The organism is Algoriphagus yeomjeoni (assembly GCF_049821175.1).
Taxonomy (GTDB): domain Bacteria; phylum Bacteroidota; class Bacteroidia; order Cytophagales; family Cyclobacteriaceae; genus Algoriphagus; species Algoriphagus yeomjeoni_A.
In genome coordinates this window covers 4,546,797-4,561,090 of sequence record NZ_CP187512.1, presented here as the reverse complement: position 1 = coordinate 4,561,090, position 14,294 = coordinate 4,546,797, and the positions used below count along the sequence as shown (strand labels likewise).

Here is a 14,294-nt window from a genome sequence, read left to right as displayed (position 1 = left end):
AAAAATACAATCATGGCGGAGTACACTTTTAAGGAGATCGAGAAAAAATGGCAAGCATACTGGGAAAAGAACCAAACTTTCCAGGCCAATGTAAATCCTGACAAACCAAAGTTTTATTCTCTAGACATGTTCCCCTATCCATCTGGTGCAGGATTACATGTAGGACATCCGCTGGGTTACATCGCATCTGATATTGTCTCTAGATTCAAAAAGCTAAAAGGATTCAACGTCCTTCACCCGATGGGTTATGATAGTTTTGGTCTGCCTGCTGAGCAATATGCCATCCAAACTGGTCAACATCCTGCGATCACTACCGAGCAAAACATCGCCAGATATACTGAGCAGTTGAAGAATATCGGTTTTGCGTTCGACTGGAGTAAAGAAGTCAGAACTTCCAATCCAGACTATTATAAATGGACGCAGTGGATCTTCATGCAGCTTTTCAATAGCTATTATGATCTAGAAGCGGACAAAGCACTTTCCATTGATTCATTGATCGATCGATTTGAAAAAGAAGGCAATGCATCCGTAAACGCTGCCTGTGATGAGGATACGGGGAAGTTTACTGCAGCTGATTGGAATGCATACTCTGAAAAAGAGAAACAAGAAACACTCCTTAAATATAGACTGACTTTTCTAGCCGAAACTACCGTGAACTGGTGTGCAGCTTTAGGCACTGTACTTTCCAACGACGAAGTGAAAGAAGGCTTCTCCGAGCGTGGCGGGCATCCTGTGGAGCGAAAGAAAATGATGCAGTGGTCTATGAGAATCACAGCATATGCTGACCGCTTGCTAAAAGGCTTGGACAAACTAGATTGGTCTGAGCCAATCAAGGAAATGCAACGAAACTGGATTGGAAAATCCATTGGAGCAGACGTGGTTTTTCAGGTAAAAGATTCCGATCAAACCATCAAAGTCTTTACAACCCGAGTAGATACTATATATGGTGTCACCTATTTAGCATTGGCACCAGAATCTGATCTGGCGGCTGCACTGATCACTGAAGATCAGCGTGAAAAAGCTGAAGCCTATATAGAAGTAGCTAAAAACCGCTCGGAGCGTGAGCGTATGAGTGATGTCAAAACTATCTCTGGCGCGTTTACTGGTTCCTACGCAATCAATCCATTCAACGGAGAAGAAATCCAGGTTTGGGTGGCAGATTACGTCTTGGCTGGATACGGTACGGGCGCAGTAATGGCCGTTCCTGCGCATGATGAGAGAGATTACAACTTTGCAAAGCACTTCGACCTGGAGATCAGACAAGTAATCGATGGCTCTATGGAAGAAGGTTCATTCCCTGGAAAAGGAGGTTTGATTATCAACTCTGGCTTCATTTCAAATCTTTACATGAAAGATGCCATGAACAAAGCCATTGAATTTTTGGAAGAAAAAGGAATAGGAAAAGGCAAAATCCAATACAGAATGCGTGACGCGATTTTTACACGTCAGCGCTATTGGGGAGAGCCACTGCCGGTTTATTTCAAAGAGGGACTTCCATACTTAATAGAAGAAAAAGACTTGCCTTTGGTTTTGCCTGAGGTAGATAAATACTTACCAACTGAAGACGGCGAGCCTCCACTTGCCCGAGCAAAAGACTGGAACTATAAAACCCCTGAAGGTGAATTTCCTTTGGAAAGAAGCACTATGCCTGGCTGGGCTGGTTCTAGCTGGTATTTCTTCAGATATACAGATCCTAAAAATGGAAATGCTTTTGCTGACAAAGCAAAAACAGATTACTGGGGAGCAGTAGATTTATACATCGGTGGATCAGAGCATGCAACCGGGCACTTATTGTATTCCAGATTCTGGACCAAATTCCTATATGATCTCGGCGTGGTAAGCATCGATGAGCCATTCCAAAAGATGATCAACCAAGGCATGATCCAAGGTAGATCGAACTTTGTCTACAGAGTAAAAGGAACCAATCAGTTTGTGAGCAAAGGATTGAAAGATCAGTACGACACTTTCGAAATGCATGTGGACGTGAATATCGTTTACAACGATCAGCTAAACCTGGATAAATTCAAAGCTTGGAGACCTGATTTGGCAGATGCTGAATTCATCCTGGAAGACGGCAAATACATCTGCGGATCTGAGGTCGAGAAAATGTCCAAATCCAAGTACAACGTCGTTAACCCTGATGACATTATCGAGCGCTATGGCGCAGATACGCTGAGATTATACGAGATGTTCTTGGGGCCTTTGGAGCAATTCAAGCCTTGGAATACCAACGGAATTGACGGGGTGTATAAGTTTTTAAGAAAACTTTGGAATCTATACCACTCCAACTCCGGAGAATTCCAAGTTTCTGATGCAGTACCAAGCAAAAAAGAGTACAAAGCCCTTCATAAAGCCATCAAAAAGATGGAAGAAGACATGGCCAATTTCTCCTTCAATACTTCCGTATCCAGTTTTATGATCTGCGTGAATGAGCTTACTGCCCTGAAGTCCAACAAACGAGGAATTTTGGAGCCACTTGCGATTTCGGTTTCTCCATATGCACCACATATCGCGGAGGAGCTTTGGAGTTTACTTGGACACGAAGGTTCTATAACTGATGCTATTTTCCCTCTTTTTGAAGAAAGGCATCTGGTTGAAAGTGCGTTCGAATATCCAGTGATGATTAATGGAAAAATGAGAGCTAAGATCAACTTAGACCTTTCACTTTCCAAAGAAGAAATAGAAAAAGCAGCGTTGGAGGACGAAACCGTTCAGAAATGGTTGGAGGGAAAAGCACCGAAGAAAATGATCGTGGTGCCTGGCAAGATTGTCAACGTGGTAATTTAAGATTCCTATAGTTAAAAGTAAGGGGCAAGGAAAAATTGAATTTCTTTGCTCCTTTCTTGTTTTAAGGGCTATTTTGATTTCCCAATATATAATCATGATCCTCTACACTTTCCCCATAAGAACCGCTTTTATCGACAGAGATGTAGATATGATCAGCCCAGAATTAGAGATAAAACCGCTAGAATTCACTCAAAGTCCAGCAGCACTCCCCTTCTACTTTATTCTACAGTTTTTCCAGTTGCTTTGGTTTTTACCAAAAACGACTCAATACCTCTGCTTCTTTGGTGGTTACCACAGCGTTTTGCCGGTTTGGTTTGGAAAGGTATTCGGAAAAAAATGCAGCATTCAAGCTGGAGGCACTGATTGCATCAATATGCCAGAAATTGGCTATGGAAACTTCCGAAAGAAATGGCTTCGAAAAGCAACCGTCTACAGTTTCAAAAATTGTAGCCTGATCTTACCGGTAGCTCAAGCCTTAGTTAAACAAAACTATCGTTACGATCCTTCTATTTCTCCCAAGCAAGGGTTGCTAAATCTGATTCCAGATCTTACCACTCCAATTCATATCATCCCTAATGGTTTTGATACAGAATTTTGGAGAAACCTAAATATGGATCGACAACCACTTTCTTTTATGTCAGTTGCAACAGGAACATCAAATCCAGCACGGGCCAAAGTCAAAGGCTACGATTTGATAGAACAATTGGCAGCTCATCATCGCGAATTTACTATTACCGTAGTTGGCGATCCCAATTACCGTTCACCAAATCCAAATGTGAAAGTCCTCGGAAAGCAAACGCCAACTCAACTACTCACACTGTATAATTCCCATCGCTTTTATCTCCAACTTTCTACTTCGGAGGGATTCCCAAATGCACTTGGGGAAGCTATGGCTACAGGGTGCATTCCCATAGGATCTGATGTAGGAGCTATTGCAGAAATTATCGGGGATGAAAGGTTAATTCTAAAAACAAAAAAATATAAGGATTTAGATTCACTTCTAGAAGATCTCCAAGATCTTAACTTACTGAGCATCAGCCAAACTGCTCAACAAAGAATTCAAACTAGCTTCCCATTTAAGAAGCGGAAAAACACCCTTTTAGGAATACTTGAACCAGCTAATACTTAAATTTAATAGACTAAGTTCTTACTCTATATTGAAAAATTAATATAAGTATATAGGAAATATATTATATGTTTTGGTAATCAGTCCATAACTTTTGTTTCAGAAAATCCAAAATTGAAAGCGATTCATTTTTTTCAAAACTTCATCCCGTACCGTTAATAATATGTGAAAATTCATAATTTTTTAAAAATTAAATTATTCAAATTATAACGTAAACAAGCCAAACCATACTGAAATCACTTCAGTAGATTAAATCTCAAAAATACCCTTTTCAAAATTTTCCCTAGGACTTTTTCATTTACGCCAAATTTTCAATTCAAAACAATCAATTCGGGTTTCTTCACTAAAAGTAACCATTTTTTCGGATCTCAACAGAAAATTGATCTAAATCAAAGATTTTTTAAACCCACTTTTCAAATCTTAACAAAATCTTAAAATATATAGACATAAAAAAAGGGGGCTTTTTAGAAAAAGCCCCCAGGAGTGGGTCTATTGTCAATCATCTAAAACCAAATATACTTTTGTAATCCTTGCTGTGTATTTGTTTTTTTGATCTTTATACTTTGATAAACATAATGAAAATGTTTTAAAGCGCCCAAAAACAAATAATTATTTTTTCCCAATTCCTCGAATATTTAAATCAAGCAGCACCACTTAACATATGATCCGAACAATAGAATCACACCTATCTCTGTGAAAAGTGAGATTTTTAGAGCGAAGCCTATTTTTAAGTATCTTCAAGAGCACATCTATTCGCTATGAAAAAATTAATTATCTCAATTGGGATTTTAGCCCTTATCTATTTTACTGCCACTATTATAGTACCACCCTACATTGAATCCCAAAGAAATCCAGTTAAGACATCCCCACCCTATTATGTTTCTGCAGATGCGCAAGGTTTGTACGATAGATTGGACTTTATATCCGATTTACATTGCGACGCCTTACTTTGGGGTAGAGATCTGACCAAAAGAGGAACTCGAGGTCACGTGGATTTCCCGAGAATGCGAGAGGCTAACGTCGCTTTGGAAATGTTCACCATTGTATCAAAATCTCCTGCTGGCCAAAATATGCAGAGTAATAGTGCTGAGGCATTTGACAACATCACTCCACTAACAATTGCTAAAGGAGAATCTCCAGCAAACTGGTTCAGCCTAATTAACCGGACTCTTGCACAATCCCAAAAATTGGAAGACTTTATTGAAGAAGAAGAAGGGAAAGCTATTTTAGTAAAGAATAAAGCTGATCTGCAAAAGCTGATAGAAGCACGTAAAACCGATCCTTCAATAATCGGCGGAATGCTCGGAATAGAAGGAGCTCATGCATTAGAGGGTGATTTAGAAAATCTGGATCGCGTATATCAGGCTGGCGTAAGGATGATTGGTCTCACTCATTTTTTCGACAATGAGCTCGGAGGTTCAGCACATGGTCAAAGTCAAGCAGGCTTGACTGATTTTGGAAAAGAGGTGGTGAGAAAAATGAATGAGCTAAGGATATTCGTAGATTTGGCTCATTGCTCGCCTACAATTGTCGATGATGTGCTAGCTATGACTACCAAGCCTGTGATTGTTTCCCACACCGGAGTCAGAGCAGTGCTGGATTCCCAGAGAAACTTAAGTGATTATCAAATTCAGAAAATCGCTGAGAATGGAGGTATTATTGGGATAGCATTTTTTGATGAAGCTGTTGGCGTGCCTGAACTACCTAACATCATTGCTTCGATCAAACACATTAGAGATCTGGTAGGAATAGAATATGTTGCTTTAGGCTCCGATTACGACGGCTCCGTGGCCGTTCCTTTTGATATTACCGGATTCCCCCTATTAGTAGAAGGAATGCTAAAAGCAGGATTTACTGAGCAAGAAATCAAAGCTGTAATGGGCGAAAATGTAAAGAGGTTTTTCTTACAAAATTTAAACTAGATGAACGAATCACACCTACACCAGGAAAGCAGATATTTTCAGAAACTCCAAGAATATCTACGTGAATTTGTCTACGGAGGAATAGATGGCGCCGTGACAACCTTTGCGGTGGTTGCCGGAGGATTTGGAGCAGATCTGGATGCAGGAATCATAATAATTCTTGGCTTTGCAAATTTGCTCGCTGATGGTTTTTCCATGTCTGTAGGAGCATATCTATCTGCGAAAAGCGATAAAGAAAACTACCAGAAACACGAATCAATTGAATACTGGGAAATAGAAAACCTTCCTGAAGTAGAGCGCGAGGAAATCCGTGACATTTACAAAGCGAAAGGTTTCAAAGGGGATTTATTGGAGAAGGTCGTAGATCAAATCACATCAAACAAAGATATCTGGGTGGCTGAAATGATGAAGGACGAACTCAACCTCATGGAAGAAACCAAAAGTCCATTTAAAATCGGGGTTGCCACTTTCGTTTCATTTCTGATCGTAGGATTTATTCCACTATTAGTGTATTTGTGGACTTTTTTTCACCCCTCACCTATCAATATTTTCTTTTGGACTAGTGTTCTTACTGGTTTAGCATTCTTATTTATCGGAGCATTAAAATCTCTCGTAAACCAAACATCTGCATTTAAAAGTATAACCGAGACAGTTGGTTTAGGCTTATTGGCAGCGATAGTTGCGTATTATGTAGGTGATATTTTAGAGAACTTTTTTATAAAATAATGACATGGACACCATAGATAAAGTATTGGTTCGAATGGATCAAATCGTAGATGAATGTAAAAACACACAATCCCGAATGGGGTATTTTGCTATCCTTTACCGACAAGTCACGCATCGTATTCGTGAGGGGATACTAGCTGGAGAATTCGAAGACAATCCTAGAATGGAGAAGCTGGACGTTCTATTTGCAGGACGATTTATCGAGGCTTACGACCTGTGGAAGCTAGGTCAAACGCCTACTGAAAGTTGGTCGCTAGCATTTGAAGCTAGCACACATAGCAAACATCTAGTTTTACAGCATTTGTTTCTAGGCATCAATGCTCACATCAATTTAGACTTGGGGATTTCTGCAGCAGAAACAATGGGGACCGAGCCAATCGCTGAAATCCAGAACGACTTTAATAAAATCAATGCTGTACTAGCAGAATTAGTAGATGGAGTAAAATCAAATATCAGTAAAGTGTCTCCGATTTTTGGATGGTTGATCCCGCTAGCCAAAGGCCGAGATGAAATGCTCTTGAACTTCTCCATACAACTTGCCAGAGATGGTGCATGGAAATACGCTGGAGAATACTATGGCTGTGAAGATCGAACTATCTCGATTCAAGAACGAGATGAAACCATCGCAAAGCTTGCTAACAAGCTAATTAACCCTGGAAAGTTCTTATCATTTTTAGTGAAAATAGTATGCTTTGTAGAATGGAAGTCTGTGAGCCGCACGATGGAACAGTTAGATGTGGTCGTCAATAAAAACCTGTAAATAAATGTAATGTTATAAGGTGGTAAGATTGGAAACAATGCCACCTTACAACTGTCAAACTTTAAACTTGGATTCTATCTCTGAGATTTCCGATTCAGTCTGAGCTTTATTTTTTTGATTCGTTTTCTCCTTGTTAAGATCAGTAGCATAGAAATGCGTGTCCTGAAAATAGCCAACTCTAGCCTCAGATTCTCCTTTGGCAAAAGTCCATTTCTCCCCCTTGAACAACTTCACCCTATCCTCATGTAGCTCCAAATACTCATCGTAGGGTCCCCGTGGTGAGATTAATTTTACAAAAATTGGTGCCGTTTCTATAGCTATAAATAGCAACATTATAAAGATATTCGCCAGGGCCATTGCCGCGCTCTCGTTTGTCAACACATCCAATGCTTCCATTCGTGCAGCCAAGCCATCAAATCCCTCTATTCCGGGCTGCTGCTTCTCAAACTCCAGCTGTCGCAAAGCTACAAACTCACGAATCAGAGCTTCCAGCGTATCAATTCGCACTTGATTCCTCAGTCTTAGTTCATTAAGAGTAACTTGTGCGGCATCCAACTGTTGCTCTTTCTTTTTAGCATTTGTCCCTAAACCCACAATTCCGCTCGTACTAGTAGTTTTTTCTCCAAATCTCTCAGCATCATATTCATCCTGAAGCTGATCTCTATAAACTTCAAAATCCATAACCTCCGCTTTTAGCGTGTCTATTTTTGCTTCAAGTTCTTGGATTTCGGGAAATCCTTTAGCGAGATTCAATTTGGACTCGGCAATAAACTCAGTTCGCTTCTCATCAATCTTCCGGTTAATTTCCCGCTCAAACATTTTCAATTCCAGCGGCTTCGAAATCACCAACGCCAGCAACACAGCCAGCACTAGTCTAGGAATAGCAAGTTTCCATTCCGACCAACCACTATCCTTTTTTCTCATACTGGAAACGATAAATCGATCAAGGTTGAAAATCATCAACCCCCAAAGCAAGCCAAAAAAAATAGCGGGCCAAATAGATTGAAAAACGGTGAACAAGGCATATCCTGCTGCCAATGCGGCGAGGATTCCCGTGAAGAAAACGGTAGCTCCAATTCCTATATATTTATTTGACTCGGTTGGAGACCTCTTAAGTATAGAGAAGTTAGCTCCACTACAAAACCAGAAAAAACGAGTAATTCTATTCATAAACGGTAAATGGTTGACCTGAATACACAACGCTAAAACTCTTCCAAAAAGGTGTGTATTAAATTTTCGGATATAAAATGTGACGAATTCAGATAAAAAAGCACACTCTGATCAAATAAGGCATATTTAAAGTGATAAAAATGTTATTGCCTGAATTGAGGTCATTCTCCATTTTTGTACGCACTGTTCGAAAATGCTCGCCATCTGAACGGTTTTGTTCAGCTTCCTTTGGGAAATGAAATAATTTGAAGGAATCTAAACGAAAATTGTAAATGTGCTTACCTATATTTAAAATATGAAGAAACTACTCTCCACATTCGCTCTATTATTAGTTATACAGTTCTCATTTGCCCAAGAACTCCCATTTCAAGAGGAAGTAAATAACCGCGCAAAAGAAATCGATGAAGCTGGATGGGTAAAAGGTAGCGCCGTTTTCACGGGTAGTTCAAGCGTGAGAATGTGGAAAAATCTTCAGGAGCAATTCCCGGATGTGGCAATAATCAACTCTGCTTTCGGTGGTTCTACTGCTGATCAACTCTTGATGCATCTGGACAAAACCGTTTTGCGTTTTGAACCCTCCAAAGTTTTCATCTATGAAGGCGATAATGATATCAATGCTGGACAAGAAATTTCAGATATCATGGAAAACCTAGATGAATTGGCAACTAAAATTCACGCAAAGTATCCTAATACCACGGTGAATCTGATAGCTGCAAAACCAAGTCCTTCCCGATGGGATAAAAAAGTATCTTATGTCGCTTTAAACGATTTGATACGTCAATATGCTACTACTCATGATAAAGTTAATATTGTGAATGTGTGGGACATCATGATAGATGACACAGGTAAACCAAAAGCAGATATTTTCATAGAGGACAACCTACATATGAATGACAAAGGCTATGCGCTTTGGAAGGAGGTTTTCACTCCTTTTATGAAATAAGTCAAAAGGTTAAAACTGAAAGGACAATCCAAGTACAACTTGCTCAGACCTAAAGTCATCCTTTCTTTTGATCACCTGATCCAAATTTAATTTTTGATCATTCAACACTCGCTCATATCGCAAGTCTAAGCCTACTGGCCCAACATTAAGCCCTAAGCCAAATTGATATCCAAATAGTAAATCTTTGCCCGAAGTTGACTCAAAAAAATCATCATAATTATCATCCAAGATATAATGGAAAGATGGACCACCAACCAAACTAACTATTTTGAAAAGATGCATTCCAACGATCACCGGTGCATCTAGCCGATTGGCTTTGATTTCACCTATCCCGTTATCAAATTTAGTATGGGAATAAACCAATTCAGGCCTCAAGAAAATGTCGTAAGATGCCAACTTGTAAAAAGCGCCTATTTGATAACCTGTAGAACTGCTAGGTTCCTTCCAAATTGAGCCCGCATCTTTAAAATATTTGCCAGATGTATTGTAACTCACTCCTCCCTTCAGCCCAAACCCTGAACCTTTATGTTGTGCATTTGCTTGTAGAACTATAGCAAAAAAGAAAATAAAGCTGAGTAGGAAGATGTTTTTCATATGATTCTAGCTTGATTGAATTGTGCCAAAATGTATTTCAAAGGACAAACCGAGTAGAGTTACATCTCGTATTTGAAAGTATAAGAATCTTAAAATAAGTAAAGTCTCCAAACAGATTTACTTAAATTGAGTTTCCTGTTAAATGATTTCTATATCATCCAAAACAAAAAAAGAACCAAAAAACATGTTTACATCAAATAAACTACAAACACCACTGCTATCTCTAATTGTGGCGCTGATGTTTGCCTGTGGAAACACATCAGTTCAAAATCAAGAATCCTCTGCTGATTCAGCAAAACTTGAGGAGTATAAAGGCGAAACAGAAGTTGCTACTTTTGCTGGGGGTTGCTTCTGGTGCGTTGAAGCTCCCTTTGAAGGAATAGATGGCGTGATCACAGTAATTTCAGGCTATGCAGGAGGTAAAGAGAAAAACCCAACTTACGGTGAAGTATCTAGCGGAAAAACTTCTCACAGAGAATCTGTACAGATCACCTTTGACCCGGAAGTAATCAGTTATTCTGAATTAGTTGATATTTTCTGGCAAACATTTGATCCGACTGATATTGGTGGATCATTCTACGACAGGGGTTCTCAATATGAATCAGCAATTTTCTTTCATGATGCTGAACAGAAAAAGGTTGCTGAAGAATCTAAGAAATTGCTAGATAAGTCCGGTAAATTTGAAAAGCCAATCGCTACTCCGGTGATCAAATACACAAATTTCTACCCAGCAGAAGATTATCATCAAGATTATTACAAGAAAAATCCTCAAGACTACTATTCATACAGAAGTGGTTCTGGACGTGATAAATTCATCAAGGAACATTGGCCAGAACTTAGTGAAAAAGAATATAAGGCTCCACCAAAATCCGAGTTGAAAAAAACCTTGACTGATTTACAATATGAGGTTACGCAAGAAGATGCCACTGAAATGTCTTTTCAGAATGAATATAACGGCAATAAAAAAGATGGAATTTACGTGGACATCATCTCTGGAGCGCCACTTTTTAGCTCAAAAGATAAATACGAATCGGGATCAGGTTGGCCAAGCTTCACTAAACCAATAGACGCTAGAGCATTAGAAAAGCCAACAGACGATGCGCTCGGCATGCTGAGAGTAGAAGTAAGAAGCAAATTTGGAGATAGTCATCTAGGACATGTATTCTATGATGGTCCAGAACCTACGAGTTTAAGGTATTGCATGAATTCAGCTGCAATGAAGTTTATTCCTAAAGAAGAAATGGAGGCTAAAGGTTACGGTGAATATCTTTGGTTAGTCGATTAAAAATACAATTGAAAAGGCTGCTTTCGAGTAGCCTTTTTCATTTCATAACTATAGGTAATTGATTTTTTTATTAAGTTTTTCACTTAAAAATCATCCCGATATATATCTTTAAGCCAAACTTGTTCTTGTTATGAAAAAATTCGCTTGGATTGCTGGCCTTGTTATAATCGGAGTTTTGGCCGGGATTTTTTGGTATAAATTCTACTTCGTATTTGGAGAAGGAGTAAAAGCGGGGAGTTTGAATTACTTCGTGAAAAAAGGAGTAGTTTTTAAAACCTATGAAGGCAGAGTGGTACAGGAAGGCTTTCAGAGCCCAACTGCCGGCGGATTGCAAAGCAATGAGTTTCGATTCAGTGTAGTAGATGAAGACATCGCAGTGCAGCTAGAAAGGGCTTCAGGAAAGTTTGTGGAGCTTCGCTACAAAGAATACAACGGGATGCTTCCTTGGAGAGGTACAAGCAACTTTGTGGTTACTGAAGTACTCACTATAAATAATGCGGGCAAAACTGACGGATCAGCTTTGCCCTTTGATCAATAATTAAGGACGAGTCCAATAATCGACTACTGTCACTTTATCTAAATGCGGACCTAAGATTGCTCCGAAAGCCTGGTGAGCAGGATGCGGCAAATATGCGTCTCTCGCTTCTTCAGAATGAAAAGTCAACGTGAATGCATGTGTCAATCCTTGATTCAAACCTTCTGGACTAGAATTTACACCCCATTCAAAATCTTCGATTCCGTCAATTTCATTTTGGAGATTTCTAAAAGCATCTACCACAGATTTAATATCCTCTGGAGTAGAAGTTTCTTTAAAGCTAAAATAAACATTGTGTCTTAGGACGGAATCAGGTTTTGCAGGCATAACTTCTTCTTGGATTTCTTTAATTTCTGTTTCGACTTGTTTCTCCTCTTTTTCAGCGCAGGAAAGTGCGAGGACCAAAGGGAGAAAATAGAGTAATTTTTTCATAGGTTATAGATTTTTGACCAATCTAAGGAGATTCACCAAAATATTCTAAATCATGGCCAGATTGTAAATCACCTTTTTGAAATAGAATGGCAATCATAATATAGAGCTATCTCAAAAATAGGGTATTATGCCCCGTCAAATCATGACACAATTCTTTTATCAAAGTACATTAATACCAACACGCAGGAGACATCCCATTTCCTTACCCACTATAAGCCCATTCAACCACGATGATTTGAAAGATTTACCAAAGAAAATGCCTGCAAATCATAGATCTGCAGGCATCAAACTTTGTATTTCTTACTTGGGCGAAGCCCAAAAGGAATTACTTAGCTACTTTCACGTTCACAGCGTTAACGCCTTTTTTACCTTGAACTACGTCATAAGTAACGTGATCGTTCTCACGGATTTCGTGTACTAGACCTGAGTGGTGTACGAATACATCTTCACTGTTGTCTGCTGGTGTAATAAAACCAAAACCTTTGGTTGTGTTAAAGAATTTTACTGTTCCTTCATTCATGATTACTAACTTTTTAAATTGGTGTTTCTATTAAATTTTTGTTGTGTTGTATTCTGTGGCCTAGGAGGATTTTGCGACCTAGGTGCATTTTCTTTTTTCGGTGGTTCTGGTTCTGGCGGCGTGTCTGAGATGTTACCAAACTCATCCACGTACGCAATCATATCGTCCAGATCTCCGCTTTTCGGCTGATCTTTACGAGCAGCCATCTTCTCTTGCTTTTCTCTCTTTTTTCTTTTTTTAAGTTCTGCTTTTTGCTTTTTAATGAATGTGTTCTGGTTTTTTGACATATCGCGATTTTAATTGACAAATGTTATGGCCTTACCGGTTTTTCCGGCCCGACCTGTCCGGCCTATTCTGTGGATATAACTATCCATAGACATGGGAAGCTGAAAGTTGATCACATGGGATACATCAGCTACGTCTATACCTCTGGCAGCTACATCGGTTGCTACCAGTACTCGAGTCATTCCAGTTTTGAACTCATCAATGGTCCTATTTCTGAAATTCTGAGATTTATTACCATGAATCAAACCAGATTTTATTCCAGACTGATTTAATTGCTTACTTAACTTATCTGCAAGTCGCTTGGTTTCAGTGAATATTATCACCTTATCCAGATCAGCTCCTTTAAATAAATCAGCAAGTATATCAAACTTATTCTTGCCTTCCGGCACACGAATAATTTCTTGATCTACATTCTCACTGGTTGTTCCACCAGTGTTTACTTTAATCTCAACTGGGTTATTTAGCAACCCATCAATAAGAGCTTTTTGGCTTGGTTCCAATGTGGCAGAGAAGAGCATAGTCTGACTTCTCTTAGTCATTAAATTTACGAGTTTTTTCACATCGTGAACAAAACCCATGTCAAGCATTCTGTCAAACTCATCCAACACGAGCGTATTTACTCGATTGAGGTGCAGCAGCTTACGATTTGAAAGATCCAGTAATCTGCCAGGAGTTCCGACGATTACATGAAGTTTTCTGCTCAAAGCTTTAAAGTCTGAGTTGATATTCGTACCACCAATGAAAGTGTTGGAGTACAAGTTCATTCCTTTGCTCAGGCTCTTAAATTCCTCTTCAATCTGTAGCGCCAACTCACGAGTAGGTGTTACAATCAGTGCAGTGAAATTCTGAGGGTCAAGTTTTGCATGCTCAATAATTGGAATCAAAAAAGCTCCAGTTTTACCTGAACCTGTATTTGAAATCCCAAGCAAATCTCTTCTGTCCATTAAAGATGGAATAGCTTGCTCCTGAATATTGGTCATGCTTTCATAACCCTTTGCTTCAAGATTTCTTAATAATGAAGCATTGAGCTTTACACTTGTGAAAGGAGTTTCAGAACGAAATCCTTGCTGTCCACTAGGCTGAGCCTTTTTGACAAACAAATTAGGATCAAGTTTGGATTCCTTCTTTTTATTTTGACCTGGCCTTCCTGCGGGACGAGCATTACGTCTCTGGTTAGCTGCTGGTCTTGTATTACTATTTCTATTCATG

14 protein-coding genes are annotated in these 14,294 nt (G+C 39.3%); 8 read left to right on the top strand and 6 right to left on the bottom strand.

Annotation, left to right across the window (positions count from 1 at the left end; translation table 11 throughout):
- Positions 1-12 precede the first annotated feature (12 nt).
- The 5 genes from leuS (at position 13) to ACPUEN_RS18835 (ending at position 7,321) form a co-directional block, all read left to right on the top strand.
- The gene (gene leuS / locus ACPUEN_RS18855) at positions 13-2,787 is read left to right on the top strand and encodes a leucine--tRNA ligase (protein ID WP_425637472.1); all 2,775 of its coding nucleotides are present in this window, start codon (positions 13-15) and stop codon (positions 2,785-2,787) included.
- Between the two features lie 94 nt (positions 2,788-2,881).
- Positions 2,882-3,916, top strand: a complete 1,035-nt coding sequence (locus tag ACPUEN_RS18850) for a glycosyltransferase family 4 protein (RefSeq protein WP_425637470.1) — start codon at positions 2,882-2,884, stop codon at positions 3,914-3,916.
- A gap of 755 nt (positions 3,917-4,671) precedes the next feature.
- Positions 4,672-5,835, top strand: a complete 1,164-nt coding sequence (locus ACPUEN_RS18845) for a dipeptidase (RefSeq protein ID WP_425637468.1) — start codon at positions 4,672-4,674, stop codon at positions 5,833-5,835.
- On the top strand, positions 5,836-6,561 hold the full coding sequence (locus tag ACPUEN_RS18840) for a VIT1/CCC1 transporter family protein (RefSeq protein ID WP_425637467.1): 726 nt from the start codon (positions 5,836-5,838) through the stop codon (positions 6,559-6,561). It begins immediately after the preceding gene.
- Between the two features lie 4 nt (positions 6,562-6,565).
- Positions 6,566-7,321, top strand: coding sequence for a DUF5995 family protein (locus ACPUEN_RS18835; protein ID WP_425637466.1), 756 nt, complete (start codon positions 6,566-6,568; stop codon positions 7,319-7,321).
- A gap of 54 nt (positions 7,322-7,375) precedes the next feature.
- On the opposite strand, the gene ACPUEN_RS18830 is transcribed toward ACPUEN_RS18835, so the two are convergent.
- Positions 7,376-8,491, bottom strand: coding sequence for a DUF4407 domain-containing protein (locus tag ACPUEN_RS18830; protein WP_425637464.1), 1,116 nt, complete (start codon positions 8,489-8,491; stop codon positions 7,376-7,378).
- Positions 8,492-8,786: 295 nt separating this feature from the next.
- Here ACPUEN_RS18830 and ACPUEN_RS18825 point away from each other — a divergent pair, with 295 nt between their 5' ends.
- A complete protein-coding gene (locus ACPUEN_RS18825) occupies positions 8,787-9,434 on the top strand; it encodes a GDSL-type esterase/lipase family protein (protein WP_425637463.1) in 648 nt (215 codons plus the stop codon).
- Positions 9,435-9,443: 9 nt separating this feature from the next.
- Here ACPUEN_RS18825 and ACPUEN_RS18820 read toward each other — a convergent pair whose 3' ends face one another.
- Entirely contained in the window at positions 9,444-10,028 is a 585-nt protein-coding gene (locus ACPUEN_RS18820) for an outer membrane beta-barrel protein (RefSeq protein WP_425637462.1), read from the bottom strand.
- 184 nt (positions 10,029-10,212) lie between these two features.
- Between ACPUEN_RS18820 and msrA the strand changes: the two genes are divergently transcribed.
- Positions 10,213-11,313: a peptide-methionine (S)-S-oxide reductase MsrA gene (msrA, locus tag ACPUEN_RS18815; protein WP_425637460.1), complete on the top strand. Its 1,101-nt coding sequence runs from the start codon at positions 10,213-10,215 to the stop codon at positions 11,311-11,313.
- 130 nt (positions 11,314-11,443) lie between these two features.
- Positions 11,444-11,851, top strand: coding sequence for a hypothetical protein (locus ACPUEN_RS18810; RefSeq protein ID WP_111611583.1), 408 nt, complete (start codon positions 11,444-11,446; stop codon positions 11,849-11,851).
- Here the strand turns inward: ACPUEN_RS18810 and ACPUEN_RS18805 are convergent, their stop codons facing one another.
- From ACPUEN_RS18805 to ACPUEN_RS18790, 4 genes are all read right to left on the bottom strand, one after another.
- Entirely contained in the window at positions 11,852-12,280 is a 429-nt protein-coding gene (locus tag ACPUEN_RS18805) for a Dabb family protein (RefSeq protein WP_111611582.1), read from the bottom strand.
- 325 nt (positions 12,281-12,605) lie between these two features.
- Positions 12,606-12,800: a cold-shock protein gene (locus ACPUEN_RS18800; RefSeq protein WP_086501652.1), complete on the bottom strand. Its 195-nt coding sequence runs from the start codon at positions 12,798-12,800 to the stop codon at positions 12,606-12,608.
- Between the two features lie 5 nt (positions 12,801-12,805).
- On the bottom strand, positions 12,806-13,087 hold the full coding sequence (locus ACPUEN_RS18795) for a cold-shock protein (protein WP_425637459.1): 282 nt from the start codon (positions 13,085-13,087) through the stop codon (positions 12,806-12,808).
- Between the two features lie 9 nt (positions 13,088-13,096).
- On the bottom strand, positions 13,097-14,293 hold the full coding sequence (locus ACPUEN_RS18790) for a DEAD/DEAH box helicase (RefSeq protein ID WP_425637458.1): 1,197 nt from the start codon (positions 14,291-14,293) through the stop codon (positions 13,097-13,099).
- Between the last annotated feature and the right edge of the window lies 1 nt (position 14,294).

Excerpts from the sequence above, each read along its gene's own strand:
- leuS (WP_425637472.1), top strand. The coding sequence starts at position 13 with ATGGCGGAGTACACTTTTAAGGAGATCGAGAAAAAATGGCAAGCATAC.
- ACPUEN_RS18825 (WP_425637463.1), top strand. The coding sequence starts at position 8,787 with ATGAAGAAACTACTCTCCACATTCGCTCTATTATTAGTTATACAGTTC.
- ACPUEN_RS18820 (WP_425637462.1), bottom strand. The coding sequence starts at position 10,028 with ATGAAAAACATCTTCCTACTCAGCTTTATTTTCTTTTTTGCTATAGTT.
- ACPUEN_RS18790 (WP_425637458.1), bottom strand. The coding sequence starts at position 14,293 with ATGAATAGAAATAGTAATACAAGACCAGCAGCTAACCAGAGACGTAAT.
- ACPUEN_RS18795 (WP_425637459.1), bottom strand. The coding sequence starts at position 13,087 with ATGTCAAAAAACCAGAACACATTCATTAAAAAGCAAAAAGCAGAACTT.
- ACPUEN_RS18850 (WP_425637470.1), top strand. The coding sequence starts at position 2,882 with ATGATCCTCTACACTTTCCCCATAAGAACCGCTTTTATCGACAGAGAT.
- ACPUEN_RS18845 (WP_425637468.1), top strand. The coding sequence starts at position 4,672 with ATGAAAAAATTAATTATCTCAATTGGGATTTTAGCCCTTATCTATTTT.
- ACPUEN_RS18835 (WP_425637466.1), top strand. The coding sequence starts at position 6,566 with ATGGACACCATAGATAAAGTATTGGTTCGAATGGATCAAATCGTAGAT.
- ACPUEN_RS18805 (WP_111611582.1), bottom strand. The coding sequence starts at position 12,280 with ATGAAAAAATTACTCTATTTTCTCCCTTTGGTCCTCGCACTTTCCTGC.
- ACPUEN_RS18810 (WP_111611583.1), top strand. The coding sequence starts at position 11,444 with ATGAAAAAATTCGCTTGGATTGCTGGCCTTGTTATAATCGGAGTTTTG.
- ACPUEN_RS18830 (WP_425637464.1), bottom strand. The coding sequence starts at position 8,491 with ATGAATAGAATTACTCGTTTTTTCTGGTTTTGTAGTGGAGCTAACTTC.
- msrA (WP_425637460.1), top strand. The coding sequence starts at position 10,213 with ATGTTTACATCAAATAAACTACAAACACCACTGCTATCTCTAATTGTG.
- ACPUEN_RS18800 (WP_086501652.1), bottom strand. The coding sequence starts at position 12,800 with ATGAATGAAGGAACAGTAAAATTCTTTAACACAACCAAAGGTTTTGGT.
- ACPUEN_RS18840 (WP_425637467.1), top strand. The coding sequence starts at position 5,836 with ATGAACGAATCACACCTACACCAGGAAAGCAGATATTTTCAGAAACTC.